The sequence below is a fragment of the Psychroflexus curvus genome (assembly GCF_020164585.1).
GTDB lineage: Bacteria > Bacteroidota > Bacteroidia > Flavobacteriales > Flavobacteriaceae > Psychroflexus > Psychroflexus curvus.
The window spans coordinates 156,034-182,916 of the sequence record NZ_JAIQZF010000005.1 but is presented as its reverse complement, the minus strand read 5'-3'; the positions used below and the strand labels follow the sequence as shown (position 1 = coordinate 182,916).

Genomic DNA, 26,883 nt, shown 5'->3' with positions numbered 1-26,883 from the left:
CTTTAGCGATATTCAGCCTAAAACTTAAGCCTTATGAAGATATTACATCTGGATAGCAATCATCCTTTAATGATTGAGGAATTGACTAAACTGGGTTTCGATAACACTGAAGATTTCTCGAGTACTAAAGCTGAGGTGGAGGCTTATGTCCATGAGTATGACGGCCTCATCATTCGCAGCCGTTTTACGATTGATAAAGCATTTCTGGATAAAGCGACCCACTTAAAGTTTATAGGACGCGTAGGCGCTGGGCTGGAAAATATAGATGTGGAGTACGCTAAACAGAAAGGTATAAAATTGTACAATGCTCCGGAAGGCAACCGTAACGCGGTGTCTGAGCATGCGCTGGGTATGCTTTTGAGTTTATTCAACAAACTTCGAACTGCCCACGATGAGGTAGCAAACGGGCAGTGGAGACGCGAAGCGAATCGCGGTTACGAAGTGGAAGGCAAAAGCATAGGCCTGATTGGTTATGGCAACACCGGAAAAGCCATGGCCAGAAAGCTGAGTGGCTTTGACTGTGAAGTGCTTTGCTATGATATTTTAGAGAACGTTGGGGATAAGAATGCAAAACAAGTCAGTTTAGCAGAATTGAAGTCCAAAGCCGATGTCATCAGCCTGCACACCCCGCAAACGCCCGAAACGCTCGGCATGATCAATCATGAATTTATCGATTCTGTCGCCAAGCCCTTTTGGTTGATTAACACCGCCAGAGGGAAAAGCGTGGTCACTGCAGACCTCGTACACGGACTGCAATCTGGTAAAATCCTTGGTGCGGGTTTAGATGTGTTGGAATATGAAAAATCTTCCTTCGAAGATATGTTTAGCAGAGCGCAGCAGTTACCCGAAGCCTTTCAATACCTTATGGAAGCGACCAATGTCCTCCTCAGTCCTCATGTCGCCGGCTGGACGTTTGAAAGTCATATCAAACTTGCCCAGACCATTGTGGATAAGATTCACATTGATTTTAAGATGAGTTAATTAAATTAATTCACAAATAAGCCCTCCTGATTTTAAGTTTTTATAGCTCAAAGTCTAAGTTTGATTGAAAACATGACCTGTGAAACTCTTTATTCATAATCTTCAGCAATACTTACGTTTAGATTTACGGTTTTCCCTTAGCAAAAGTACGGTCAAACCGTAATGGTAAAAAAAATATTAAATATAAATTTAGGTGAAATTAAATCACTTGAAATGAGGCGGTTGAAGTTTGAAGAAAAGAAAGCATTATCATGGCTATTATTCCCCCTTTGGGGGTTAGGGGGATTTAAGCTTCTCCCGTAAAGGCATGAATACATACACTTCACTGTGCCCTGCAAATGTATGGGTTTTCATGAAATGAGCAACTTCTTAAGCGAGAAGTATCGAGAATCCGGTAAGATGATAAACTGCCAAAATCACCATTAAAAAATTTTAATCCTGAATTACTTTAAAATTTTCAGGAAACCATGTTTAGCAATTTTCTCAGCTTCATTAATACTTTTTGTTTCTTGTACTGATGACAGTGAAATTTTAAATGAGGAGAGTTCTATTTCAATAGAACCAAGTGTTGCTCTAAAAAAATTCGAAAATTCTCTTATTGAAATTCAGCCATTATTAAGAGAATTTGAGAATCAATCAAAATTAAATATAAAGTCAAATACTGAGTTAAATTCAGATCCTTTAGCAAATGAAATATTAAATAAATTATCCGAGCCAAGTTTAGAGTTATTATCTGATTATGGATTTAATAACGATGATTTCAAGGAAATGTTTGGAAATAATGATGCCAGTAAAATTAAAAATGAAATTGCTGGTGCTGGCCTTTTATTATTTAGACTGCAAACTCTTTCTGAACGCAATAGTTCTGTTAATTTGAGTGCGAAATATGTTGCGCCTGATGCAGTAAATTGTTTTCTTGAAGCTACTGGTATCGCTGCTGGTGTAGCCTTGATAGGAGCATTAACAGGTGAAGTAGGAGGAAAAGCATTAAAGAAAGCTTTTATAAAAGCAGTTAAAAGGAAAAGCTCTAGAACTCTAGGTGGCATAGGGCTTGTTTTGATGGCAGCGGAATTTACTTGGTGTATGACTCGTTAAATTTGAATTATGTTTTTAAAGAAATTTATCTATAATCATTTTGTTTTTGCCTGGTTTATGTTCGGCTTAGTGATATTTATTTATCATTTGACCAAGAGTGTTTTGGAAAATGAATTTATTTCCTTGAACTTCCAAGAAAAACTAAAATTCGTTTTCCCGACTATAATTTTGTTTCTATATCTTATCTCGTATTTAAGATTTAGGTTTAAAAATTGAAGTTTAATACTATAGTATTAAACTAAAGGCTACAAAAAACTATATTTTGTAGCCTTTTTAATTGGGCTTTTACCAGGAGGGATAATTTGAAAAGGCTGATGAACTTTTTTCTGTTAATATAAAGTATTGGTGGTTTATTTTGATTTTATAGCTATCGACTTGCAATTTTAAGATATCCAGCTCTAATGATTTGAGTTGATATAAGACCCGCGTCCTCAGTGCAGAGCTATAACTTCAGGCGAACGCTGTTCTCTAATATAAATCCCAATGCCTGAAGCCTCATAAGTAATAGACCTTCACTTTTAGTTTTTGCTACACCATAAAATTGATTTCGATAAGATAGAGCTACACACTTATTAGTCAGTTTATAACTTTCAGAAATATGCGGTTTTCCCGTAGCAAGACTGCGGTCAAACCGTAACAGTGAAAAAAATATCACCTCTACTTTTACCTAAAAATGAATTCATCGTTTATGAGTTATTAAGCTGATAAGGCTAAAGAAAAAGTTTCTGACAGCTCATTACACTCAACTCACTTGAAAAATTAGTTTTTTTGACACGCCAATGCTCATAAAAAAGAGAATTGTGAGTTCTTAATTTTAAGAATACTTCATAATAGTTTTCATGTTATCATTAAAATTGCTATTTTTATGATCAAATTTAAATACGAACATTAAAGTTGAAGGAGAGGAATCTCTTCATAGTTGAAAGCTTATAACATAAGGTATAAGAATTAGTTACAAAAAATAAAGTAATAAAAAAACCTTTTGATTTATTCTAATTATTGGGATAAACCAGGTTGACAAAGAGCAAAGAGCTTCTGGTTAAAATGCGAATACGAATCTTATTTTTCACTACAATAGTGTTGAAGCAGCGGCTTTAGACACCACTCGTCAAGGAAAGCAAATTCGATTTCTATCAAAAACAATTAATAAAATGAAAACAAACACTAGGCTATTTAAACAGACAAGAAATGATTTGGTTTTTGGTATAACTAGTTTTGAGCCTGACTTCAAAAATTTATCAGTAGTCTGTCTTTTTTTGCTTTTTGGTTGGTTGAATTTTGGCTTTTCTGTTCAAGCCCAGACAAATTTACTCTTACCGGCAAACGGTGGAGAATTGCTTAATTGTCCATCCCAACTAAACACGAGTGGTTTATATTCATGTGCTGCAATACATGACGGCAACCTCACTCATGACGGGTGGTCGAGTTCCAAAACCCCTAAATCAACACAAAGCTTTGATTTTCAATTTGATGCTGGTCAATCTGTTACAATAAACAATTTTACTATAGGTACAGGTAGTGCCGAAGGTCAGTATTGGAGTGAAAACATTAAGATTTATGTGTCTTCAGATGCTGGTACAAATTGGACAGAAGTCATTACCGATAATCTCCCTGCTAACAATACAACAATAAACTATCCCGTGTCCAGATCCAACGTCAATCGTGTTAGATTAAGCATTGAGAGTGGTCATAATCCACAATACTGGCAGTTAGGCGAGTTCCAGGTCTTTGGAACAATACCTTTAGACCTCAGTACTTCAGTTACTCCAATCCCCTGTGGCTCAAGCACTGGTGGTGCTATAGATTTATCTGTTTCAGGTGGTAAAACTCCCTACACCTACAGCTGGAGTAATGGCGCAACGACACAGGATATCTCCAGCCTAGCAGCTGGGAACTATACCGTAACAGTAACCGATGCTAACGGACAGGCTCAAACCTTAAGCGAGACGATTGATAATCCAGACATCGATAGTGATGGTGATGGAGTTTGTGATGAAAAAGATCTCGACGATGACAATGATGGAATTCTGGATGTAGATGAAAAATATGTTGATATTTTTGAATCCTGGGAGACAGATCCACTTCAACCCAACATTAACACTAATAATTTTGTAGGAACTACATTCGGAGACTGGTACACACAAAACGGTGCGGAGATCAATCTTATACGCGTTGACGGGACAGGTTATGCTTCTGGAGCTGACGTGGCCATAACTGGATCTCAGTATCTTGACATATCTGGAGCTGACGATTTTCCGATTTTGCCATTTACAGTAACAGGTCAATCAACTATTGACGCCTCAGCTTGGTTTTCTAACAGAGAGGAAGATAGAGCGGGGTATAAAGCCTGGGATGCAAGGCTTGAAATTTTAGACAACAACTTTAATGTGATTTCCAGCGGACCTATCATTGCTTTTGATTCCAGTATAAGTCAGGAAAACTGGTTACAGACTTCACTGAATACGACTGTTACTGTTCCTGGCACCTATTATATCAGGCTTTTTGTCGATGATTACGGACACCTGGAAGACGTTTCACTCAAAATCTCAAGTGATACTGATAAAGATGGTATAGCCGATCATCTGGACCTCGACTCAGATAATGATGGCGTTTATGATGCCATAGAAGCCGGAGCAGATCCTTCTTTATTAGATGAAAATGGTCGTATAGATATAAGTATCAATGGCGTAAATGAAGATGGTGTTCCGCTTGATGCTAATGGAGGAGCTGGTTTTACCGTCATAGATACGGATGGTGATGGTATAGCTAATTTTCATGACTTAGATTCTGATGGAGACGGCTGCTCAGATGCCAATGAATTTTATTTCAAAGCCGATGCCGATGGTCGTGATGGAGGTGAATTTGGTAAAGGTACGCCAGGAGTAATTGCGGGTATAGGATCGGTTACTGCGGCAACTTATGACGGCTCAACTTATGCAGATGCTTTAGATCATACGATAACCAGAGGTTGTCAGTTTATACAAACCACAGTAGGGAACTGGGACTCCAACAGCAACTGGGATGCTCGAACTGTGCCTATTTCAACAGATGATGCTATCATTCGTGCCCATTCCACGGTAACACAAACGCAAAATGTAAATAAGCTTACTGTGGATCCTGGGTATACCGTTTCTGTAAATGCAGATCAAACCGTCCACGTCAAAGCAGATCTTACCAATAATGGCGACTTTCAAGGTGAGGGCTATTTGGTCTTCGATGGAAGTGTCTCCCAAAAAATCATCGGCGATGGCACAGATGCTGGTAGTTTTACCCATATGCGTGTCAATAATGCTGCAGGGGTGACTCTTACCGACGATGCAGACTTGTATGATGTTATAGACATAGATGCTGGTGATTTTACTGTAGAAAACGGAAATTTCTTAACCTTTAAAAGCTCAGCTGAACGGACTGCAGTTGTAGGAGAGGTCAATGGTGGAACTCTTGCAGGCTGTGTAATTGTGGAACGCTACATCCCCCCAAAACGTGCTTTTAGATACATAGCTAGTCCGGTGACTACAACCACAAATTGTGGAAAACCTACGATAAAAGATAACCTGCAAGAAGGCCAGCAAGTGCTGGACCATACAAAGTATGAAACTACACCTGCCAATTCAGATTTTGGTACGCACGTTACAGGAACAGATTTGGGTACCAATCTAGGTTTTGATGATACACAAACAGGTAATCCCTCTATGTTTACTTACGATAATCAAGGTCAAGCCTGGTATTCCATTGCTAATACTAACAGTTTAGGATTAACTGTGGGTACCCCTTATGGTCTTATGATAAGAGGTGGACGTGATATGAACTTGAATATCAATAATCAAATGATAGGTACCGAAACCATTTTGAGATTTACCGGGGAGCTTGCTACAGGAAATCAACCTGCCAAGAGATTAACTACTCAAGGTAGTAAATATAATTTTATCGCTAACCCTTATCAGGCGCAAGTACATTTAGGTGAGTTGCTTCTAAATAATGCGATAGATATTCAGAAAGCCAAAGTTTGGGTCTACGATCCAACCAATGCAGGTGCACATGGGGCCTATACTTTTTTAGAATTCGAAAGCACAGGTCAGTTAAAAAGCAAGACGCCATCAAGTTCCGGAGCAAATGAATTCTTACAGCCAAATCAGTCTTTCTTTGTAGAGAACAAGGCTACTGCATCAAACGCAAGTGTCACTTTTACCGAACTTAGAAAGAAAAACGCAAAAGACCAATCCACAACTACTGAAGTTTACAGAGTTGAGTCTTCTTCTGCAAATAAGAAAAAGACCAGTGATTATAAGGTGTTGATTGATTTATATGAAGCGGAGACTGATGATTTACGCGATGGTGTCCAGGTGCGGTTTGGACGCAGGTATAAGGATGATTATGACGCATCAGAAGATGCTTTTAAGTTCTGGAATTCCCTTGAGTCTTTAGCAACAAGCCTAGATGACGGTAATTTCTTAACATTAGATAAAAGACACTTTGATGCTTCAGATAAAGTGGTGAACTTGTTTATATGGAACTATAGAGCAACCAACTATACTTTTAAAATGGACATCAATAATCCAGGTGTTCATGACATCTATCTGGTAGACCACTATCTAGGTACCAAAACACGTCTTGGTACTAAGCAGAATAGTTATAGCTTTAGTGTAGATAGAAGTGTTCCAGCGTCAACAGATGCTTATCGTTTTCAGCTCAATTTTGAAAAAGCAAAACAAGGTCATAATTCTAGGAAAAAAACTCTAGGCAATGATGAATTCGAAAGTGATGGCATCCACCTATATCCTAACCCAGTAAAAGATCTGCTAACTATCAATCTAACTCAGTTAACAGGAGAAGTGAGCAGCCTAAATGTATATGACATCACAGGGAAACTGATCAATCGTTTGGAAGTGTCAAATCCTAATTCAGATATAAAAATCAATATGGAAAATTATTCCAGCGGTATTTATATTCTTAAAATTGATGCAAAAGACGGTAGTCATTATCAAAAAAAGTTGATTGTGGAATAAGACTTTGATGTTAAGTCCATGAGACTAAACTTAAAAAGCCCTCCCTGTTTTCAAAACAGGGAGGGCTTTTAAATGAATTACCACAAAGACTACTCTTTTTTAGAGGTCGTTACAATCTCAGAGCAATTGATTTCTGTGATGTAGCGCTTTTCGCCGTCCTTGGTTTCGTAGGAGCGAGGAGCGAGTTTACCTCTGAGTAAAACTTCCTGTCCTTTTTTGACATACGTCTCAACAAAGCTTGCGGTTTTACCCCAGGCGATGATGTTATGCCAGTAGGTGTTGGTGACTTTCTCTCCGCTGCCATCGTAATAATAATCGTTGGTAGCGAGTGAGAATTTGACTAACTTCTTTCCAGACTCAAGATTAACAACTTCTGGATCCTGGCCTAAGTGGCCCATTAACTGCACTGAATTTTTTAAAGTACTCATAACCATAAAATTTAAATGATTTTAAAACCTGGCTTAGACTCTCTAAACCAAATCGATGGTGTTTCCTATCGACAAGGCAAAGATGCGGTAGTAGTTTTCATTTAGTCGTCTGTTAATCAGTTACTTCCTTTTACTTACGTTTACAATCGTTTGTAGTCGTTTAAAGACGGTTTCTTTTATACTTTGATTTTAAATAAGGCAGGAAAATTAACGAATGCTAAAAAAGCGAGGTGGAGGTTTGTAGTATGCTGTCTATTTCAATAGCAGTTTCAAATTCAGTATTTTTTTATTCAATATAGGTAAATCTTAAAAGTCTAAAACAGGACGTTCCTTAAGTTTCTTACCTAGATTTATGTCAAATGATTACGTGAGTTTACATACAAAACCACAGGTTTAAATAAGTTGAGGTGATAAATTCAACGAAAAAATGTACGGTTTTCCCGTAGCATAAGTACGGTCAAACCGTAGTTGAAAGGCTTTTACCTAACTTACATTTGTTCTAACAATATAACACAAATATTAATTTTAAACCTTAAAGTTATGAAATCTATTATCGGAATTTTTACAATGGTATGTTTATTTTTTTTCGCAGGATGTTCACCAGAATCGTTTAGCGATGACCAGTATGAAGGAAAAACTCCAGAAGAAGTATTTGGCACAGGTGGAGAAAACAGAGCTTACAAAGCAGAAAACACACATGAAGACGGAGATCTGTAATATTTTAATTTAGTACTTTTGGGCAGGATTTAGCGCAGACTTAATGAAGCATTGGACGTATTATCTTGTCGGACTTATTTTTTTGTTTAGTTGTCAGACTCAAGAAATCAAAAGTGTTGAGGTTGATCCGGAATTAAGAGATTCTATTCTAAGCAATCTCAAAAGTTTCGATACAAACCGAAACAAAGAAGAGAGTATAAAAAAAGCCTTTCAGTTTGTACAACAAATTGAAAATGACAGTTTACAGATTAAATATTTGAAGGCTTTAGATTATCGGGCTCTCAATGCTGACTTATTTTTTTATAAAGATATAAATGAGCTTGCCAGAAAAAAGGCCACAAAGTATAAGGACACCTTATCCTTAGCTAAACTTTATTGGAATTCAGGCGATTATCATTTAGCACAAAACAGGTCAGATCAAGCCTACTACGCTTATAACGAAGCCCAATATTTATATAATTTAAAAGCTGATTTTGAAAATTATGCTCAGATGCTCTACAATCTGGCATTGATTCAAAGCCAAGCTAAAGACTTTACCGGTGCAGAGGTTAATCTGATTAAAGTCGCTGAAATTTCTCAGGAGATACAAAACTATAAACTGCTTTATAGATCCTTTAACCTCCTCGGAATTACAAATTACAACCTTCAGAATTTTGAGGTAGCTATTAAGTATTACAATAATGCTTTACAGGCTTCAGGGAAAATTGAAGATGCGGATTTGTACCAGGCAGCAACCTTCAACAATCTTGGCAACGTTTTTGAAAAGCTGGGGAAGTACGAATTAGCTATTAAAAATTACCGCAAGGCCCTTTCTGTCGAGAACCTTTATGATAGAGACCCTTACCTCTATGCGATGGCTCTGGATAATCTTGCCTATAATCGGCTGGAAAGCGGAAAGATTGAGAATGTCTTACCAGACATGGAAAAAGCCTTAGACATCAGAAGACGTATTGAGCATTTGGCTGGTATTTCCATCAGTCAGCTGCATATTGCAGAATATTATGAATTTACTGGAGATACTACACGAGCTGTCGAATTCACCACAGCTGCCAATACTACAGCTCTCAGAAATAACAATAATCGGGATATTTTAAAATCCTGGAAGATGCTGGCAGATCTTAAGCCAGAACACAGTTATACTTATACTACGTCTTACATAAATTTAAGTGACAGTCTGCAAGTGGAAGAGCGTAAAGTCCGCAATAAGTTTGAGCGCATTCGTTTTGAAACTGAAGAAGTCATGCAGCGGGCAGAAATGCTTGAGGAAGAACGTACTATTATTTTTCTTGTATCCTCTTTGATTATTATTATTGGGAGTTCTATTTTCGTCCTATACATCCAGCGCTCCAAAAACAGATCTTTAGAATCGGAACGGGATCAAAAAATTGCTGACGAAAAGATATACGAACTTCTTCTTCTGCAGAGTGCCAGAAAAGATGAGGGGAAGCGAGAAGAACGCGATCGCATTGCAAGGGAACTTCATGACAATATCCTTACAGAACTCTATGCCAATCGTATGAATCTAATGTTTTACAAATATAAAACAGGGATTAAGGGGGATGAGAAATTCGGCCAACTTACCGATAACCTTATGGATGTTGAAAAGCAAATAAGAAGTTTATCCCATGAATTGTCTAATACTTACTTCGATGAACATAAAGAATTCGGAGATCTCATTCAGGATTTGATTCAAAAACTTCAGCTGGAAAACACCCATCAATTAACTGTAGATGATTCTGTTAACTGGTCCAAAATTCCTTCTAATATTAAGATGCACACCTATCGTATTCTTCAGGAAGCTATCATGAACATACAAAAACACGCTGAAGCTAACTTTGTTTTTATTAAATTCAGTTTAAATGAGAAGGCCAATAAAATCGAATTTGTAGTGAAAGATGACGGTAAAGGCTTCAGCAATAATAAAAAACCAGGAATTGGGCTTAAAAATATAAAATCACGAGTTGAGGATATTCAAGGCCAAATAAGTATAGATTCCAAGCCGGGTTATGGAACTAAAATCAGTATTTTTATACCTATTAATTAAATATCATGCCTAAATATAACGTATTACTCGTCGATGACCATCCTATGATAATTGCTGGCTTTGAACAAGCTTTGGATATCATAAGTGATAATGATAAAAACATAAAATTCTCCAGAGACTCTGCACAGGACTGTACCGAAGCAGCAGAGCTTATTTCCAATACAGAAAAAACCTACGACCTTATTTGTCTGGACCTTTCTCTTCCGGGCAGTGAAGATGGTAAATATAATTCTGGCGAAGATTTAGCTAAGCTGGCCAAGAAGCTCCGGCCGGAATCAAAATTATTGATTTGCACCATGCTGGAAAATAACTTTAAGGTTTTGAACGTCATGAAAAGAATCGATCCGGATGGTTTTCTGGTGAAGTCAGACACAAATCCCGATATCTTGATTTCTGCCATAGAAAACCTGCTTAAGGGCAAGACCTATCAAAGTGCTACTGTACATCAGATGTTGAAAAGAACAGTTGAATTTTCTCATAATATAGATGAAGATAATTTGCAAATCCTCTATTTGTTATCTAAGGGTATTCTGACCAAAAACCTCCCTCAGCACATGGGACTTTCCTTAAGTGCTATAGAAAAGCGGAAAAAGCAGATGAAACAGTTTTTTGATATTTCCAATACCAATGACAAGATTCTTCTGGAAAAAGCAAAAGAGAAAGGGTTTTTATAAAGCCTTTCTCTTTAGAGTAGAGAAATCTTAAGCCTTATTCACTCAATAACTTTGAAATCTCATCGAGTTTAGGCGTTAAAACCACTTCAATTCGTCTGTTCTTTGCTCGTCCTTCTTCAGTTGTATTTGGCGCAAGAGGAGCGTGCTCGCCCTTACCAGCTGCCGTTAAGTTTTGGGGATTTAGAGTTTCATTTTTCAAGAGCAGTTTTAAAACTTCAGTGGCACGTTTGGTTGATAAATCCCAGTTATCGGTTATAGCACCAGTTCCTTCATAGGGAACATCATCGGTATGCCCTTCTATAAGAACAGCTATGTCTGGATTCTGAGCCAGGACTTTAGCAAGTTCCTGCACAGCTTTTTGTCCTTCGTTTCCTACCTCCCAGCTTCCGGAGGCAAATAAAAGTTTGTTTTCCATGGATACGTAAACCTTCCCATTTCTCATTTCTACACTGAGGCCTTGTCCTTCAAAATTGGTTAGCGCTCTGGACAAATTGTCTTTGAGGTTTTGCATTTTTTGCTCTTTTTGAGCGATTAAACCCTCCAGTTCCCGAATGCGTAGGGATCTGGCCTGTAAGTCTTTTTCAAGCTGTTCCAGTCGGTTTTGCTCCTTGGCGAGTGTGATTTCCTTTTTTTCCAGTTTCTGAAGCAATTTTCGGTTTTGTTGAGAGTTTTCTGCAAGGACCTGAGAGCTGTTTTGTTCTAGAGCGTCGTAGGACTCATTCAGTTTATTCAAAGTGCTTTTTGAATTTTTGAGATCTGCAAGAAGATCATCCCGTTGTGTTTTTAAGACTTCAATTCTATCTTTAGAATAGGTTAACTCATCTTCCAGGGCTATTTTTTCTGAATTACATTTATCCAGCTTTCTGTTGAGTTCTTTATTAACTCTTTGAAGTGAATTAAAATCTTCTTCAAGCTCCAAAAATTTCTTTTGACTTACGCAGCCAACCAAATTTAGACTTAGGAATCCGATTAAAAAGTATCTCAATAGCTTCATGTGGGGTAGGGTTTAAAAAGGTTTAAAACGACAGTTCATTACTTTTATTTCAATTCTAAAAGCACAGGGCAATGGTCGCTATGTTTTGCTTCAGGTAAAATAACAGACCTTGAAATTCGGTCTTCTATTTTTTCTGATACCAATAGGTAATCCAGTCGCCAGCCTTTGTTATTTTCTCTGGCATTGGCTCTATAGCTCCACCAGGAATACTGGACCACATCTTTATTCAATTTCCTAAATGAATCTACGAACCCAGATTCGTTCAGAAAATTGGATAACCATTCTCGTTCTGCAGGCAGAAACCCTGAGACGGTTTTAAGTCTTACAGGATCGTGAATATCTATGGCTTCATGACAAATATTGTAATCTCCACAAATGACCAGGTGAGGTAGTTTTCGTTTAAGATCTTCAATATAGATTTTGAAATCGTCCATATAAGTGAATTTATAACTCAATCGCTGTTCATTTGTGCCTGAGGGGAGGTATAAACTCATCACAGATACATCGTCGAAATCCAGTCTTAAGTTTCTGCCTTCACGATCCATATAGTCTATTCCAGTCCCATATTCTATATGCTGAGGTTCAGTTTTGGAAAGGATGCCTACACTGCTATATCCCTTTTTTTCTGCTGAATACCAGTAGCAATACTTATAGCCGATAGCTTCAAAAACAGAATCGTCTATCTGTTCGGGTTGAGCTTTGGTTTCCTGGAAACAAACGACGTCTGCATCTGCTGCTTTCAACCAGTCTGTGAGTCCTTTTTTAAGTGCGGCCCGAATGCCGTTGACGTTATAAGAGATTATTTTCATATGTAATTTTGCACCAAAAATAAGGAATACTGCTCAACTTAATTTGCAGACTTGTTTTTAATTTATTTCGAAAAAAAATTAAAGATTTCAAAGTAATAAGTCCTTAAAATTGAAGTATTTAAAAAAATGAGCTGTTAATTGTTTCTAAATTGTGATTGTTTTGTTTTTCTGATCAAGACTTATCTTATATATTTGTATCAGGATGAAGTTTTTTCATAATAGATTGGTTAGTTAAGAAAAGCCTTGAGCACTCGCTCAAGGCTTTTCTGTTTTAAATCACTTTGAGAACTAAAAAAAAAGGCTTTCCATTGGAAAACCTTTTTTTAGTTAAGTAAGACTCTAATCGAATTTAATGAGGTAGGTGTTCTTTTTTCCTTTGTTGATCAAGACATACTTACCGTTTATCAAATCAGTTTCAGTAAGAACATAATCGAGTCCTACTTTAGTTTTATTGACAGAAATTGAATTTTCTTTCAATGCTCTTCTAGCTTCCCCATTAGACTTTAGGAAATCGGTTTCAGCAGAAAGTGCTGCAATCATATCAAATTCTGTTTTCAAAAGGTCTTTGCTTAGTTCTTTCAATGGAACACCTTCAAAGACATCAAGAAAAGTGGCTTCATCCAGTTTGGCCAGATCCTCCTCTGTGCTTTTTCCAAACAAAACCTGAGAAGCTTCTTTGGCTTTCTCTAAGGCTTCCTTAGAATGTACAGCTTCTGTGATTTCATCGGCAAGCTTACTTTGTAAAGCTCTTAAGTGAGGTTGTTCCTTATGCGATTTCACAAGGCTTTCCACATCGTCTTTTGAAAGGAAGGTGAATATTTTAATGAATTTTTCAGCATCTTCATCACTGGTATTGATCCAATACTGATAGAATTTATAAGGCGATGTTTTTTCAGGATCCAACCAGATGTTACCGGTTGCAGTTTTTCCAAATTTGGTGCCGTCAGCTTTAGTGATCAAAGGACAGGTTAGCGCGAAACCCTTTCCCTGGTCGATGCGTCTTATCAGTTCTGTTCCTGTAGTGATGTTGCCCCATTGATCGCTTCCGCCCATTTGCAGGCTGCAATCTTGTGTTCGATATAAATGAAGAAAATCGTAACCCTGAACCAGCTGATAGGTGAATTCAGTAAAACTCATCCCATCTTTTGATTCTGAAGACAAACGCTTCTTTACAGAGTCTTTGGACATCATATAATTGACGGTAATATGCTTACCTACATCTCTTATGAAATCCAGAAAAGAAAAATCTTTCATCCAGTCGTAATTATTAACCAGTATAGCCGAGTTTTCATCCTTAGTTTTAAAATCTAAAAATTTAGATAGCTGATTTTTCAACGCATTTTGGTTGTGTCTCAACGTGTCTTCATCCAGCAGATTTCGTTCCTGAGATTTTCCAGAAGGATCGCCTATCATCCCTGTGGCTCCACCGACCAAAGCGACTGGCTTGTGTCCCGCAAGTTGAAAATGCCTTAGCATCATAACACCTACCAAATGACCGATATGCAGTGAGTCTGCCGTGGGATCTATTCCTACATAGGCAGCTCTAGGAGCTTCATTGAGATGTTCCTGTGTTCCGGGCATCAGGTCGTGAACCATTCCTCTCCAGGTGACTTCTTCTATAAAATCTTTTTTCATGCGTTGTTTTGATTTGCCACAAAGATATTATAATGTAAAAATTATCAACTTTCGAAATTCGTATATTTACCAAATGAATTTACTCACAGGAGCAACCGGACTTGTAGGAGCACATTTACTGGCTCAACTTATTCTAAACAAAGAGCAAACGCGAGCTTTATTTAGAACTGAAGCCAAACGGCAACAGGCCTTGACTGTTATTTTTAAATATGATATTTCTGAAAAGGACCTCTCTGAGCATGTGGAATGGTTCGAATGTGATATACTTAATATTCCAAAACTTGAAATCGCTTTTGAAAACATCACTCATGTTTACCATTGCGCCGGCTTTATAAGCAACAGCCCGTCCGATTATAAAATGATGCGGAAAGTCAATATTGAGGGGACAGGGAATATGGTGAATTTGTCTATTGATTTCAAGATTGAAAAGTTTTGCCACGTAAGTTCTATTGCTGCTGTAGGAAAGCCTCTTGTAGGTGAAGAAGTAACCGAAGAGACGCCTATGGGAGAAGATCAAAAACCTTCGGCTTATGAAATCAGTAAATATGGAGCTGAAATGGAAGTTTGGAGAGCTTCTCAGGAAGGATTAGGGGTGGTCATCGTCAATCCAGGCATCATTCTAGGCGATGGATTTTACGACTCGGGAAGTGGAAATTTGCTGGCTAAGCTGAAAAAAGGATTGAAATTTTACCCGCCAAAAATCACTGGGTTTGTTGGAGTTTATGATGTAAGTAAGCTTATGCTTCAATTGATGAAAAGTTCCATTGTGAATGAAAGATTTATACTTGTTTCAGAAAACCTGTCTTTTAAACAGGTGGCAAGCTGCTTTGCTACTCTTTATGATACACCAAAACCAAAAACAAAGCTTAAATCCTGGATGCTCTATTTAGTCTGGTTTTTTGAAGTTTTAAGGTCGTTTCTAACTTCTTATAAAAGACAACTTACTCTAGAAGTTATACCGAGTTTGTTTGAAGATTCTTTATATTCTTCAGAAAAAATAAAACAACTACTTCATTTCCAATTTGAGTCTCTGGAGGAATACTCGCAAAAGATCTATAAGCGTTCTTAGTCTTTCATTTTCAATTCCTGTAAGGTCTTGTTTTTAGAAATCGTATCTATTTTCTTTATGGAGTCTAATCTTTTCTTTTCCAGTTTCCTAAGACTGTCTCTTGCATTTGAAATAGAATCGTAAGCGTTTTTAAGCTTATCGATACTGTCTTTTGCATTCTCATAAATTTCTATATTATCACTGTACTTTAAATTATAATACAGAATATTTTGTTTGAGATCTGTGCTGTCTAAATCGTATTTTTTAGATAAGAATTCAAGCATTTCAACATCCAGCTCTTTCAGCGGCTCATCGTTTACTACAGCAGCAGCATCAAGCAGTACCATATCGTATATAAGGTCTTTCATTTCAGATTTGCTCAATAAATTCTTTGGTTCCTTAACCTCTTCTATATTCTGACAACTCGTAATGAAAACCAAACCAAGCAAGCCAATACATCTGATTATGCTCATACTATCTATTAAATTCAAGGCGTTCCCCAAATAGACCTTTATTGAATTTGAAATTTTCAAAAACTAAATAACCGTTGACAAAAGTATGTGAGACTCTCGATTTAAATGTCGTTCCATTGAATGGAGACCAGCCACATTTGTAGAAAATATTTCTGGAGTTGACAGTCCATGGGGATTGGGTATCAACAAGCACTAAGTCTGCTTTATAACCCTCTTTTATATAGCCTCTCTTGTCGACATCAAATAATATAGCAGGATTATGACACATTTTTTCAACAATCTTTTCAAGCGATAGTTTTCCCTGATGATAAAATTCCAGCATTGCAGGTAAAGCATGTTGAACAAGAGGCCCGCCACTTGGAGCTTTAGTGTACACATTGTTTTTTTCTTCTTTGGTGTGCGGTGCATGGTCTGTAGCAACGACATCCAGAAGGTTTTTATCTAATGCTTTGAGCAATTCGGTTCTATCTTTTGCTGTTTTTACAGCAGGATTCCATTTGATGTAGGTTCCTTTTTTTTCATAATCGGATTCATCAAACCACAGATGATGAATACAGACTTCAGCCGTAATTTTTTTCTTTTCCAAAGGAAGTTTATTCGAGAATAACTCCAATTCTTTTGCGGTAGAAAGATGAAACACATGCAGTCTGGCTCCTGTTTTCTGGGCAAGGGCAACAGCTTTGGAGGAAGATAAATAACAGGCTTCTTCACTTCTTATTTTTGGATGAAGGTGTATTGGGATATCCTCACCGTAGTCTTTGATATGCGCTTCCAGGTTTTTCTGAACCGTGGCTTCATCTTCACAATGAGTTGCTATAATCAAGGGTGAATTCCTGAAAATTTCCTCTAAAACCTTTTCATTATCGACCAGCATATTTCCAGTAGAAGACCCCAAAAACAGCTTAAGCGCTGCTGTGGTTTTAGGATTCACCTTTTTAATTTCTTCCAGGTTGTCGTTGGTACCCCCAAACATAAACGAGTAATTGGCGTAGGAATTATCCTTGGCCATAGCAAATTTATCTTCCAGTCTTTCTATAGTGGTAGTTTGTGGGTTGGTGTTTGGCATTTCAAAGTAGGACGTAATGCCTCCGGCAACAGCAGCTCGAGATCCTGTAAGAATGGTTTCTTTGTGTGTTAAGCCAGGCTCTCTAAAGTGAACCTGATCATCTATGATGCCTGGTATCAGATGCTTTCCATCTGCATCAATAATCTTGATGTTACTCGATTTTGCACTAATTGAGGTAGAGACTTCAACTATGATATCATCTTTAATATGGACATCACCCTCGAAAATTTTATTTTCGTTGACGATTTTAGCGTTCTTAATCAGATATTCTCTCATAATTTAAATTTTTCCAAATAGACTTTTCAACTTTAAGGTGATGACTCCCAAAACAGCTTCTTTGATGATGCCACCGCTCATTTTGGATTTGCCTTTAGTTCTATCTGTAAAGATAACAGGTATTTCTTTGAGTTTAAAACCTTTTTTATAAGCTTTAAACTTCATCTCAATCTGGAAGGCATACCCCACAAATTGAATGTTATCCAAATTTATGCTTTCAAGTACTTTACGCCGATAACAAATAAACCCTGCTGTAGTGTCCTCAATCGGTATTCCTGTGATTACTTTCACGTATTTTGAAGCTAGCCAGGATAACAAGACACGTTTCATAGGCCAGTTGATGACATTTACACCTGTGATGTAACGCGAACCAATGCATAAGTCGTAATTATCCTTAAGGCAGGAGTTATAAAGCCGTATGAGGTCGTTTGGATTATGCGAAAAGTCAGCATCCATTTCAAAAATGTAATCATAAGATCTTTCCAGCGCCCATTTAAATCCGTGGAGATAAGCTTTGCCTAGGCCACTTTTTCCTGCTCTGATTTCAAGATGTAATTTGTCTTTGTACTCTTGTTGAAGTTTTTGTACAAGTGACCAGGTTCTATCGGGTGAGGAATCATCTACCACCAGAATTTCGAAATCAACAGGCTGGGAGAAAATATTTTTGATGAGTTTTTCAATATTTTCAATTTCGTTGTAAGTTGGTATGATGACTAATTTTTGAGGCATCAAGTCTGCTTAAAAGTTGGCCGACAAATATATATTTTACAAGCTAAAAGTCGTCTATAAAAGCTCATTTTAATTTACATTTGCCTTAAACTTCTCATTTGTTTTCAGCATTAAGACCAGTTCAAGATCACCATTGGGTTATAAGCATAGCACTCCTTATGCTTATTTTTCTGGTTGTTGTGAAATGGAACAAGAGCAATTATATTATTTTATTCTTCAACTCTCTGTTTTCGTTTACCTTTTATTCTGGGAAATTTTCAGAAAAAAGAAAAATTGACCTGCCCGAAGTTTTACTTTTTATATCAAGTATATCAGGGGTTTCCTTTTTTATTTTCGTTATTTTCAATCAAGAGGCTTTTTCAATTTTATTCTATTTGCAAATTTTATTTTTAGTAACGATTATCTTATTGAGCAAATATTTTATAGAAAAAATCATAGGTGAACTTTTCGAATTAAATGAACTTATAGGAAGGTATTTGTTTTATAAACAGGGCATCTTTAGTTGGTTAGGTTTATTTTTTCTGTTTCCTTTAGGCTTGCTTCTTTATTTTCAAAATATTGAAAACAGCACACTAACTCTTATAAGCATAGGCATTTCGGTTCTGGTTTACGTTTTTAAGCTGTTCTCATTTGTCGGATTGTATCAAAGAAATATTTTAGCTTATTGGTTTTATTTTATTTTGTATCTTTGCGCTTTTGAAATTGCACCCTATTTAATAATTTTTAAAGTTATTAAAATCAATTAATTAGGGGAAAGCAATAAAATACTAAACTATATGAAAGTGAAAAATATCCTGATTTCACAGCCAAAACCAAACGTAGATCATTCACCTTACTCTGAACTTGAAGACAAGCTTAAGATCAAAATCGATTTTATCCCTTTTATTCATGTGGAGCCTGTAGATTCCAAACAGGTAAGACAACAGAAAATTGATATTACTAAGTTTTCCGCTATCATACTTACAAGCAGAAACGCAGTGGATCATTTTTTCAGAATTGCGGAAGAAATGAGATACAAGATTCCAGACAGTCTTAAGTATTTTTGTTTGAGTGAAGCTGTAGCGTACTATCTTCAAAAGTATGTAGTTTATCGAAAGCGTAAGATTTATGTTGGAAAAAGAACCTTTCAAGAGTTAGAAGCAAGTATCAAAAAGCATAAGGACGAGAAGTTTTTACTTCCTTCATCGGATATGCTAAAACCGATTGTTCCTCAGCAACTGGATAAGTTAGGAGTAGATTGGACAAGAGGTGTGTTTTATAAAACAGTAGTTAGTGATTTATCACATTTAAGAGAGGTCTCTTATGATGTGGTAGTGTTTTTTAGCCCTAGTGGAATCAAATCCTTGTATGAGAACTTCCCGGATTTTGAACAAAAAAATACGAGAATAGCTGCTTTTGGAAATTCGACCATCAAAGCAGCAGAGGAAAAAGGTCTGAAAGTTCAAATACAAGCACCAACTCCCGAAAATCCATCGATGACGATGGCTTTAGAAAATTATATCAAAGAGAATTAATTCTTTTCTAATTATATAGTACTTAAGGTATTAAACAACAAAGCCGAAACAGATATGTTTCGGCTTTGTTGTTTAAAAGAAACCTAGCTATGCCTTAGGGGCTCCATTTATGATTTCTGAATCTGCATAAGCTTCAAATTTTTCGAAATTGTCTTTGAAAGAATTAGCTAGATCTTTGGCCTTTTTATCATAAGCTTCCTTGTCTGCCCAGGTGTCTTTAGGGTTTAGAACTTCAGCAGGAACATTGGGACAAGTTTTGGGAATAGCTATGTTGAAAATGTCGTGAGTTGTATAGTCTACATTATCTAAATGACCTTCCAAAGCAGCAGTGATCATTGCTCTTGTGTATTTCAACTTCATTCTGCTTCCTGTGCCATAAGGACCGCCTGTCCACCCCGTATTTATCAACCAGACATTCACTCCTGCATCTTTCATTTTTTTGCTTAACATTTCACCGTATCTTGCAGGGTGAAGCGGCATGAATGGAGCACCAAAACAAGCAGAAAAACTTGGTATTGGTTCTGTGACTCCGGCTTCTGTTCCTGCTACTTTGGCCGTGTAGCCGCTTATAAAATGGAATGCAGCCTGTCCCGGTGTTAGTTTGCTTACGGGAGGTAGCACGCCAAAAGCATCTGCAGTCAGGAAAAATATATTTTTAGGATTCTCACCCACTGAATTGGGTTGGATATTATCGATAAAATCGATCGGGTAGCTCACTCTGGTATTTTGAGTGATGCTTTTGTCTTTAAAATCCACTTCACCATCTTTAATAATGACATTTTCCAGGATAGCTCCAGGTCTTATGGCATCATAAATTTCAGGTTCATTTTCTCTGGTTAAATTTATCACTTTAGCATAACAACCTCCTTCAAAATTGAATACCGTATTTTCATTGGTCCATCCATGTTCATCATCGCCTATCAGTCTTCTGTCGGGATCTGCAGAAAGGGTTGTTTTTCCAGTTCCTGAAAGTCCGAAAAATATAGCGGTATCTCCTTTTTTACCCACATTGGCAGAACAATGCATTGGTAAAGTATTTTTCATGACCGGGAGGATAAAGTTGAGGGCCGAAAAAATACCTTTTTTAATTTCACCGGTATAGCCTGTTCCGCCTATCAAAGCGATTTTACGTGTGAAATTGAGTATGGCAAAATTATGAGCTCGTGTGCCATCAATTTCAGGGTCTGCCATAAAACCCGGAGCATTGATTACAGTCCATTCCGGCTCAAAGTTTTTTAATTCATCTTCAGTTGGCCTTAGGAACATATTATAAGCAAACATATTACTCCAGGGCAACTCATTGATATGTCTTATATTCAATCTGTAATTTTCATCAGCGCAAGCGTAAGCATCTCTTACAAAAAGTTCTTTTTCACTCAGGTAATCGACTACTTTGTCATAGAGTTTATCAAACTTAGCTGGTTCAAAAGCAAGGTTGATTTTGCTCCACCACACTTTGTCTTTGGTGATGTCATCTTTTACTATAAACCGATCTTTTGGAGACCGCCCCGTAAATTCTCCTGTATTCACTGCCAATGCCCCAGAATTCACTTCCACACCTTGACCTTTTTCAATTGTGATTTGATGTAATTCTTCAGGGGAAAGTTGATAGCGAACGTTCTTCGAGTGAATGCCATACTTTTTTAACTCAATCGATTTCGTAATGCGACTTAAATCATTCATAATGTTGTTGTGTTGTTGTTATGGCAAACAAATTTAATGAGTTTAAGTTTAATGGGAGGAACTTCTTCTTACAAATTATGAGGTTTTTTTGAAAATATTGAAAAAAACCAAAACCCAACTCAGGATCAGAAGTGTTCCGCCTATGGGTGTAATCCAGGCTATGGTTTTGAAATCAAAACTGGTAAGTTCATTAGTTGCCAGACCATAAATTGAACCGGAAAAGAATAAAACACCTATAAGTATCAACCAAAATAAGCTCTTATTCAGCTTTGAAGTTGTAAATTTTTGAGAGGATAAAAACACCAGGAATAAAGAATGATAAATTTGATATTTTACTCCAGTTTCAAATGTAGCTATGGCATCTTCAGAAATGAGACTCTCTAAACCATGCGCTGCAAAAGCGCCTAAAATAATTCCAATACACCCTAAACTACTTCCCAGTAAAATCAACTTTTTTTGCGTCTCCATTTCTATGTGCTTTATATTATGTAATTTCAAATTTCAACCAAAATTAATCATTAAAATTCATAATAGATCATGAGATCCATCTTAATCATAGGCGCAGGTAAGTCTACATCATCACTCGTAAGATTTTTACTTAGCGAATCCAAGACACAGAACTTTAAACTCATTATTGCAGACAAAGCTATAGAGCCGGCTCAGCATCTGGCAGGTGATCATCCTCAAGCCACAGCTTTAGCACTGGATATTTTTGAAGCTTCTCAAAGAGAGGAGGCTATCCAAAATGCAGACATCGTGATTTCCATGCTTCCCGCTAGATTCCATATTGAAGTCGCGAAGGATTGTGTGAAATTCAATAAAAATATGGTGACGGCTTCCTATGTCTCCAAAGAAATGGAAGCATTGGACGGTGAAGTCAAAGAAAAAGGACTTACGTTTATGAACGAAATAGGTGTAGATCCTGGAGTTGATCATATGAGTGCGATGCAGGTGATCGATAGAATTCGCTCTAAAGGTGGAAAAATGTTGCTTTTTGAATCTTTTACAGGAGGCCTGGTTGCACCCGAAAGCGACGACAATCTTTGGAATTATAAATTTACCTGGAATCCAAGAAACGTGGTTGTAGCCGGGCAGGGGGGAGCTGCGGAGTTTATACAGGAAGGCCAATATAAATACATTCCTTATCAGCGTTTATTCCGAAGAACTGAATTTTTGAGCATTCCTAAATACGGTCGTTTTGAAGGTTTGGCCAATAGAAATTCCTTAGCTTATAGAAGTATTTATGGCTTAGAAGACATTCCGACTTTGTATCGAGGAACTTTACGTCGAGTAGGGTTTAGTAAAGCGTGGAATGTGTTTGTTCAATTGGGGATGACGGATGACACTTATGCGATGCAGCATACCGAAGAGATGAGTTACAGGTCTTTTGTCAATTCATTTTTACCGTATTCACCAACAGATTCTGTGGAGCTTAAACTAAGGCTAAGCCTGAAAATTGACCAGGACGATTTGATCTGGGACAAGCTTCTGGATTTAGACCTTTTCAATTCAGATAAAAAAATAGGGATCAAAGATGCGACTCCCGCCCAGGCCTTGCAGAAAATTCTGGAAGAAAAATGGACCTTGAAGTCTGAAGATAAAGATATGATTGTGATGTATCATAAATTTGGATTTGAGCTTGAAGGAAAACAGAAGCAAATAGATTCTACTATGGTGAGCATTGGTGAAGACCAGACCTACACGGCTATGGCCAAAACTGTAGGCTTGCCTGTAGGAATTGCTGCCTTAAAAATATTAAATGGAGAAATCAAAAAATCCGGTGTGTTAAGACCAATTCACCCTGAAATTTATAATCCAATTCTAAAAGCCCTGGAGGATTACAACATCAAGTTTGAAGAAACAGAAAGAGAATATAAAGGCTATAACCCAGATCAGCTTTTATAATTAAAGCCTTTCGAAAACATTGCCCATTACCACCATATCTGCACCAGCGGAGTAGGCGGTTTCTTTTTGAAGTTCTGTCTTAATGCCGCCTCCTACGATGAGAGGAATCGAGATGTTTTTTTTGACTTCTGAAATTATTTCTGCTGAAACGGGATGGGTAGCTCCACTGCCTGCTTCGAGGTAAATGAGTTGCTTGCCAGAAAATTGTCCGGCTAATGCCGTATGAACAACGCTTGATATTTGATCCTGAGGTATGGCTTTGGTCTGGCTTACTTCCAAGACTGAAGTGGAGACACCACCGTCTACCAAAATGTAGCCGGTTGGTATGATTTCCAGAGAAGAATGTTGAAGTTTTGAAATGCTTTTGACTTGCTGATTGATGAGGTATTCTGGGTTACGACCAGAAAGCAGACTTAAAAACAAAATGGCATCCGCCTGGTCCGTAATTTGATTGACGTCACCAGGAAATAAAATAAGAGGAAGTTGAGTACATTTTTTAAGCTGGCTGATGACAACTTCAGTATGCCCGTTTTTCACTTCGCTGCCCCCTACCAGTAGGTAGTTGGTCGAGTCTGGAATTCGATTTAAAAAGGCTTCAGTTTTAGACAAGTCAAATTTATCGGGATCTATCAAAATGCTCAGGAGCCGTTCTTTACTTTTAACAGCTTGCTTTATCGATTTAAAAATAGAATTGGAACGACTTTTAATCATGAGCTAATGCATAAACACAGGTGAAATTTTCAAACTCCATAAAATTTAAAGTGTAGTAAGTTATTTTTTGGTCATGAGTTACCCTTGCCGTCGTTTTCTGGTCTGGAATGTTGAAATCTTCCACAAAAATATCGTGCAAAAATAACAGGCCTTTTTTACCGTATAATTTATAGAGCGATTCTTTAGCGCCCCAGACGATGGTTAGTTTTCGTATCAAATCTTCACCGTCGCCAAGTGCTTTGTATTCTTCGATGGGCGTAAACTTTGGAGCGATGAGCTTGATTTTTTCGCGTTGTTTTTCGATGTCAATTCCCACTTTTTTATTGGAAACGATGACGGCTGTAAATTCAAAAGAATGGGTGATGGAAATGTGTTTTCCGTCCTTTAGGTGGGGTTTGCCTTTTTCGTCATAACTCAAGTCAAAATCAGAATAACCAAAAACCTTAAGTAAATGCCGAATACTCATAAAGCCCTTTCTGTGTATTAAAGACTTCATTCCATCGTAGCGTTCCCGGCAGTAATCGGTTAACTCAATGCCGTTTTCCAAAGCTTCCAGGGATTCTTCAATTTTCCAAATAAGGGCAGTTGTAGCTTCATCTACTGTTATTCTTTTGTAAATCGACATAAAGTTAGTATGGGTTTCCTTAATTTTGTATTCAAAAATATAATAAAAATAAATTATGAGTACGGAAACATTACCTTATACTCCATACAAAGTCAAAGATATTACTTTGGCAGAGTGGGGAAGACGCGAAATAGAATTGGCAGAGTCAGAAATGCCAGGATTAATGGCTTTAAGAGAAGAGTTTGGAAAAGAAAAGCCACTTAAAGGTGCTAGAATCGCCGGATGCTTACACATGACTATTCAAACTGCTGTTCTTATCGAAACCCTTGTCGAACTCGGAGCTGAGGTTACATGGAGTTCTTGTAATATATTTTCCACTCAGGATCACGCTGCAGCTGCTATCGCAGAATCAGGAGTTGCTGTCTACGCCTGGAAAGGAATGACAGAGGAAGAATTTAACTGGTGTATTGAACAAACTTTATTTTTTGGTGAAGACAGAAAACCATTGAATATGATTTTGGATGATGGTGGAGATCTTACCAATATGGTGTTGGATGACTATCCGCAACTTGCAGATGCTATCAAAGGTCTTTCTGAAGAAACCACAACTGGGGTTCATAGGCTTTATGAGCGTATGAAAAATGGAACGCTTCCTATGCCGGCTATCAATGTAAATGATAGTGTGACTAAATCAAAATTTGACAACAAGTACGGTTGCAGAGAAAGTGCAGTAGATGCGATAAGAAGAGCTACAGATCTTATGCTTGCAGGAAAGCGAGTAATTGTTTGTGGTTATGGAGATGTTGGAAAGGGAACTGCCGCTTCTTTTAAAGGGGCTGGTTCTATCGTCACCATCACCGAAATTGACCCTATCTGTGCCTTACAGGCAGCAATGGACGGTTTTGAAGTGAAAAAACTTGAAACTGTTGCTCCAACTGCAGATATAGTCATTACGACTACAGGTAACAAAGACATCATAAGAGGTGAGCATTTTGAGTCTTTTAAAGACAAAACCTTGGTATGTAATATCGGGCATTTCGATAATGAAATCGACGTTGCCTGGTTGAAGAAAAACCACGGCGATACGCGTGTGGAGATCAAACCACAGGTCGATAAATATACCATCAATGGTAAAGATATTATTCTTCTTGCTGAAGGTAGACTGGTCAACCTGGGTTGTGCTACAGGTCACCCAAGTTTTGTAATGAGTAATTCCTTTACCAACCAGACTTTGGCTCAGCTGGAGCTATGGAGAAACACCGACAACTACAAAAATGAAGTCTATATGTTGCCTAAGCATCTCGATGAGAAAGTAGCTAAACTTCACTTAGAACGTCTCGGTGTTGAATTGACAGAACTTAAAACTGACCAGGCGGATTATATCGGCGTGGAAGTTCAAGGGCCATTCAAACCTGAGTATTACAGATATTAATGGATTTTTCAGATTCGATTTTAAAACCAAGCCTCAAAGGCTTGGTTTTTGATTTTAATTTAAAAGCTAAATTTATATTGAAGCTGAAAATGTCACGTCGAGTGATTTTAGTTTAGCTTTCTTATAAAGCTAAACTAAAATTTTATCGAGACGTGATTTAGCTTAATTTGCTGTTCTTAGTCTCAATAATTGATCTAGATCCAAACCATGAAAACATTCTTATTTATCATCGCATTTCCACTAGTGGCTTTTTCTCAAACTTCGTTTGAACTGGGGAAAAAAGCTTTTGAAGAAGGGAATTACCAAGAAGCCATTTCTAAGCTAGAAAGGGTTCTGGAAAGCCAGCCTTCTGATAAATTGACCAGAGACTACCTTGGTCAATCTTATGCCAGATTGGAGCGGTGGGAGGAAAGTGCTGATATCAACAAAACCTTGGTTGAAGATTATCCAGTGAATGCAGAGTATCATTTTAGATACGGAGGAGCGCTTGGGCTTGTGGCTAAAGAAGCCAATAGTTTTAAAGCTTTGAGTTTGCTTGGAGATGTCAAATTTCATTTAAAAAAAGCCATAGAACTAAACCCAAAACACATTGAAGCCCGATGGGCTTTGCTTCAGATATACCTGGAATTGCCGGGCATTGTTGGAGGTAGTGAAAGCACTTCTCGTAAATACGCTTCGCAATTACAATCTCTAAGTCCTGTAGATGGAGCTCTGGCTTTTGGGTATATCGAAAGAGAACTGGAAAACTACGACAAAGCTGAAACTCATTATAAAAAAGCGGTTGAGCTTGGTCAGTCTGTAACCACCTACAAAGAACTGGCGGAATTGTATAAGCGCTCGGAAGACACGGCTAAGCATTTTGAGACCTTAGAGAAAGGCATTAAAAGATTAAACTCTATTACATTGGCTTCAGTTTATGTCGATACTGCCCTTAAGCTGAACAGAAATAAACAAGAGGCTTTAGAGATTCTCAACACTTTAACTCTTTCTGAATTACAACCTCCCAGCGTGACACAGTCAGGGTGGTCAGAAGAAAAAGAAACACTCATCCGATTAAAGTCTCAATTGAATTAAAGAAATTTTATCGGTGATTGAAGG

The 26,883-nt window shown here is 37.5% G+C and carries 23 protein-coding genes; 12 read left to right on the top strand and 11 right to left on the bottom strand.

Annotated features, from left to right (window positions below):
- The first annotated feature begins 33 nt into the window (after positions 1-33).
- The 3 genes from LB450_RS09220 (at position 34) to LB450_RS09210 (ending at position 7,082) form a co-directional block, all read left to right on the top strand.
- Positions 34-981, top strand: coding sequence for a 2-hydroxyacid dehydrogenase (locus tag LB450_RS09220; RefSeq protein ID WP_224487625.1), 948 nt, complete (start codon positions 34-36; stop codon positions 979-981).
- A gap of 768 nt (positions 982-1,749) precedes the next feature.
- Positions 1,750-2,076: a hypothetical protein gene (locus LB450_RS09215; RefSeq protein WP_224487624.1), complete on the top strand. Its 327-nt coding sequence runs from the start codon at positions 1,750-1,752 to the stop codon at positions 2,074-2,076.
- Between the two features lie 1,151 nt (positions 2,077-3,227).
- A complete protein-coding gene (locus LB450_RS09210; protein ID WP_224487623.1) occupies positions 3,228-7,082 on the top strand; it encodes a T9SS type A sorting domain-containing protein in 3,855 nt (1,284 codons plus the stop codon).
- 89 nt (positions 7,083-7,171) lie between these two features.
- Here LB450_RS09210 and LB450_RS09205 read toward each other — a convergent pair whose 3' ends face one another.
- Positions 7,172-7,510 (bottom strand): single-stranded DNA-binding protein, encoded by a 339-nt coding sequence (locus tag LB450_RS09205; RefSeq protein ID WP_224487622.1) that lies wholly within the window; start codon positions 7,508-7,510, stop codon positions 7,172-7,174.
- Between the two features lie 540 nt (positions 7,511-8,050).
- On the opposite strand from LB450_RS09205, the gene LB450_RS09200 reads away from it, so the two are divergent.
- Genes LB450_RS09200 through LB450_RS09190 form a run of 3 tightly spaced genes read left to right on the top strand, consistent with a single transcriptional unit; the run spans position 8,051 to position 10,945 of the window.
- Entirely contained in the window at positions 8,051-8,227 is a 177-nt protein-coding gene (locus LB450_RS09200) for a hypothetical protein (RefSeq protein ID WP_224487621.1), read from the top strand.
- Between the two features lie 43 nt (positions 8,228-8,270).
- Complete coding sequence (locus tag LB450_RS09195) at positions 8,271-10,271, top strand: ATP-binding protein (protein ID WP_224487620.1); 2,001 nt, start codon at positions 8,271-8,273, stop codon at positions 10,269-10,271.
- Between the two features lie 5 nt (positions 10,272-10,276).
- Positions 10,277-10,945, top strand: coding sequence for a response regulator (locus LB450_RS09190; protein WP_224487619.1), 669 nt, complete (start codon positions 10,277-10,279; stop codon positions 10,943-10,945).
- Positions 10,946-10,979: 34 nt separating this feature from the next.
- On the opposite strand, the gene LB450_RS09185 is transcribed toward LB450_RS09190, so the two are convergent.
- From LB450_RS09185 to tyrS, 3 genes are all read right to left on the bottom strand, one after another.
- Positions 10,980-11,939: an OmpA family protein gene (locus tag LB450_RS09185; RefSeq protein ID WP_224487618.1), complete on the bottom strand. Its 960-nt coding sequence runs from the start codon at positions 11,937-11,939 to the stop codon at positions 10,980-10,982.
- 44 nt (positions 11,940-11,983) lie between these two features.
- Positions 11,984-12,748, bottom strand: a complete 765-nt coding sequence (locus tag LB450_RS09180; protein WP_224487617.1) for an exodeoxyribonuclease III — start codon at positions 12,746-12,748, stop codon at positions 11,984-11,986.
- 339 nt (positions 12,749-13,087) lie between these two features.
- Complete coding sequence (gene tyrS / locus LB450_RS09175; protein ID WP_224487616.1) at positions 13,088-14,383, bottom strand: tyrosine--tRNA ligase; 1,296 nt, start codon at positions 14,381-14,383, stop codon at positions 13,088-13,090.
- A 73-nt stretch (positions 14,384-14,456) separates the two neighbouring features.
- Between tyrS and LB450_RS09170 the strand changes: the two genes are divergently transcribed.
- Positions 14,457-15,452, top strand: a complete 996-nt coding sequence (locus LB450_RS09170; RefSeq protein WP_224487615.1) for an SDR family oxidoreductase — start codon at positions 14,457-14,459, stop codon at positions 15,450-15,452.
- Here LB450_RS09170 and LB450_RS09165 read toward each other — a convergent pair.
- The 3 genes from LB450_RS09165 to LB450_RS09155 are packed head-to-tail and all read right to left on the bottom strand — an operon-like array spanning position 15,449 to position 17,975.
- The gene (locus tag LB450_RS09165; RefSeq protein WP_224487614.1) at positions 15,449-15,904 is read right to left on the bottom strand and encodes a DUF4296 domain-containing protein; all 456 of its coding nucleotides are present in this window, start codon (positions 15,902-15,904) and stop codon (positions 15,449-15,451) included. The genes LB450_RS09170 and LB450_RS09165 overlap by 4 nt on opposite strands.
- A 1-nt stretch (position 15,905) precedes the next feature.
- Positions 15,906-17,246 carry a dihydroorotase gene (locus LB450_RS09160; protein ID WP_224487613.1) on the bottom strand — a complete coding sequence of 447 codons (1,341 nt, stop codon included), beginning with the start codon at positions 17,244-17,246 and terminating at the stop codon, positions 15,906-15,908.
- 3 nt (positions 17,247-17,249) lie between these two features.
- On the bottom strand, positions 17,250-17,975 hold the full coding sequence (locus tag LB450_RS09155) for a polyprenol monophosphomannose synthase (protein ID WP_224487612.1): 726 nt from the start codon (positions 17,973-17,975) through the stop codon (positions 17,250-17,252).
- Between the two features lie 98 nt (positions 17,976-18,073).
- Between LB450_RS09155 and LB450_RS13840 the strand changes: the two genes are divergently transcribed.
- Together LB450_RS13840 and LB450_RS09145 are read left to right on the top strand one after the other, a co-directional pair.
- The gene (locus LB450_RS13840; protein WP_224487611.1) at positions 18,074-18,721 is read left to right on the top strand and encodes a DUF4271 domain-containing protein; all 648 of its coding nucleotides are present in this window, start codon (positions 18,074-18,076) and stop codon (positions 18,719-18,721) included.
- 30 nt (positions 18,722-18,751) lie between these two features.
- Positions 18,752-19,489, top strand: a complete 738-nt coding sequence (locus LB450_RS09145) for a uroporphyrinogen-III synthase (protein WP_224487610.1) — start codon at positions 18,752-18,754, stop codon at positions 19,487-19,489.
- 87 nt (positions 19,490-19,576) lie between these two features.
- Here LB450_RS09145 and pckA read toward each other — a convergent pair whose 3' ends face one another.
- Both pckA and LB450_RS09135 read right to left on the bottom strand, forming a co-directional pair.
- Positions 19,577-21,172: a phosphoenolpyruvate carboxykinase (ATP) gene (pckA, locus tag LB450_RS09140; RefSeq protein ID WP_224487609.1), complete on the bottom strand. Its 1,596-nt coding sequence runs from the start codon at positions 21,170-21,172 to the stop codon at positions 19,577-19,579.
- Positions 21,173-21,247: 75 nt separating this feature from the next.
- Positions 21,248-21,640, bottom strand: a complete 393-nt coding sequence (locus LB450_RS09135; protein ID WP_224487608.1) for a DUF423 domain-containing protein — start codon at positions 21,638-21,640, stop codon at positions 21,248-21,250.
- A 69-nt stretch (positions 21,641-21,709) separates the two neighbouring features.
- Here LB450_RS09135 and LB450_RS09130 point away from each other — a divergent pair, with 69 nt between their 5' ends.
- Positions 21,710-23,077 (top strand): saccharopine dehydrogenase family protein, encoded by a 1,368-nt coding sequence (locus tag LB450_RS09130; protein WP_224487607.1) that lies wholly within the window; start codon positions 21,710-21,712, stop codon positions 23,075-23,077.
- Here LB450_RS09130 and LB450_RS09125 read toward each other — a convergent pair whose 3' ends face one another.
- Positions 23,078-23,788 carry a phosphoglycerol geranylgeranyltransferase gene (locus LB450_RS09125; protein WP_224487606.1) on the bottom strand — a complete coding sequence of 237 codons (711 nt, stop codon included), beginning with the start codon at positions 23,786-23,788 and terminating at the stop codon, positions 23,078-23,080.
- Positions 23,781-24,413, bottom strand: coding sequence for a 4'-phosphopantetheinyl transferase family protein (locus tag LB450_RS09120; protein WP_224487605.1), 633 nt, complete (start codon positions 24,411-24,413; stop codon positions 23,781-23,783). The genes LB450_RS09125 and LB450_RS09120 overlap by 8 nt, the downstream gene beginning before the upstream one ends.
- A 55-nt stretch (positions 24,414-24,468) precedes the next feature.
- On the opposite strand from LB450_RS09120, the gene ahcY reads away from it, so the two are divergent.
- Both ahcY and LB450_RS09110 read left to right on the top strand, forming a co-directional pair.
- Positions 24,469-25,785: an adenosylhomocysteinase gene (gene ahcY, locus LB450_RS09115; protein WP_224487604.1), complete on the top strand. Its 1,317-nt coding sequence runs from the start codon at positions 24,469-24,471 to the stop codon at positions 25,783-25,785.
- 207 nt (positions 25,786-25,992) lie between these two features.
- Complete coding sequence (locus LB450_RS09110) at positions 25,993-26,859, top strand: tetratricopeptide repeat protein (RefSeq protein WP_224487603.1); 867 nt, start codon at positions 25,993-25,995, stop codon at positions 26,857-26,859.
- The last annotated feature ends 24 nt before the right edge of the window (positions 26,860-26,883 follow it).

Excerpts from the sequence above, each read along its gene's own strand:
- LB450_RS09220 (WP_224487625.1), top strand. The coding sequence starts at position 34 with ATGAAGATATTACATCTGGATAGCAATCATCCTTTAATGATTGAGGAA.
- LB450_RS09215 (WP_224487624.1), top strand. The coding sequence starts at position 1,750 with ATGTTTGGAAATAATGATGCCAGTAAAATTAAAAATGAAATTGCTGGT.
- LB450_RS09210 (WP_224487623.1), top strand. The coding sequence starts at position 3,228 with ATGAAAACAAACACTAGGCTATTTAAACAGACAAGAAATGATTTGGTT.
- LB450_RS09205 (WP_224487622.1), bottom strand. The coding sequence starts at position 7,510 with ATGAGTACTTTAAAAAATTCAGTGCAGTTAATGGGCCACTTAGGCCAG.
- LB450_RS09200 (WP_224487621.1), top strand. The coding sequence starts at position 8,051 with ATGAAATCTATTATCGGAATTTTTACAATGGTATGTTTATTTTTTTTC.
- LB450_RS09195 (WP_224487620.1), top strand. The coding sequence starts at position 8,271 with ATGAAGCATTGGACGTATTATCTTGTCGGACTTATTTTTTTGTTTAGT.
- LB450_RS09190 (WP_224487619.1), top strand. The coding sequence starts at position 10,277 with ATGCCTAAATATAACGTATTACTCGTCGATGACCATCCTATGATAATT.
- LB450_RS09185 (WP_224487618.1), bottom strand. The coding sequence starts at position 11,939 with ATGAAGCTATTGAGATACTTTTTAATCGGATTCCTAAGTCTAAATTTG.
- LB450_RS09180 (WP_224487617.1), bottom strand. The coding sequence starts at position 12,748 with ATGAAAATAATCTCTTATAACGTCAACGGCATTCGGGCCGCACTTAAA.
- tyrS (WP_224487616.1), bottom strand. The coding sequence starts at position 14,383 with ATGAAAAAAGATTTTATAGAAGAAGTCACCTGGAGAGGAATGGTTCAC.
- LB450_RS09170 (WP_224487615.1), top strand. The coding sequence starts at position 14,457 with ATGAATTTACTCACAGGAGCAACCGGACTTGTAGGAGCACATTTACTG.
- LB450_RS09165 (WP_224487614.1), bottom strand. The coding sequence starts at position 15,904 with ATGAGCATAATCAGATGTATTGGCTTGCTTGGTTTGGTTTTCATTACG.
- LB450_RS09160 (WP_224487613.1), bottom strand. The coding sequence starts at position 17,246 with ATGAGAGAATATCTGATTAAGAACGCTAAAATCGTCAACGAAAATAAA.
- LB450_RS09155 (WP_224487612.1), bottom strand. The coding sequence starts at position 17,975 with ATGCCTCAAAAATTAGTCATCATACCAACTTACAACGAAATTGAAAAT.
- LB450_RS09145 (WP_224487610.1), top strand. The coding sequence starts at position 18,752 with ATGAAAGTGAAAAATATCCTGATTTCACAGCCAAAACCAAACGTAGAT.
- pckA (WP_224487609.1), bottom strand. The coding sequence starts at position 21,172 with ATGAATGATTTAAGTCGCATTACGAAATCGATTGAGTTAAAAAAGTAT.
- LB450_RS09135 (WP_224487608.1), bottom strand. The coding sequence starts at position 21,640 with ATGGAGACGCAAAAAAAGTTGATTTTACTGGGAAGTAGTTTAGGGTGT.
- LB450_RS09130 (WP_224487607.1), top strand. The coding sequence starts at position 21,710 with ATGAGATCCATCTTAATCATAGGCGCAGGTAAGTCTACATCATCACTC.
- LB450_RS09125 (WP_224487606.1), bottom strand. The coding sequence starts at position 23,788 with ATGATTAAAAGTCGTTCCAATTCTATTTTTAAATCGATAAAGCAAGCT.
- LB450_RS09120 (WP_224487605.1), bottom strand. The coding sequence starts at position 24,413 with ATGTCGATTTACAAAAGAATAACAGTAGATGAAGCTACAACTGCCCTT.
- ahcY (WP_224487604.1), top strand. The coding sequence starts at position 24,469 with ATGAGTACGGAAACATTACCTTATACTCCATACAAAGTCAAAGATATT.
- LB450_RS09110 (WP_224487603.1), top strand. The coding sequence starts at position 25,993 with ATGAAAACATTCTTATTTATCATCGCATTTCCACTAGTGGCTTTTTCT.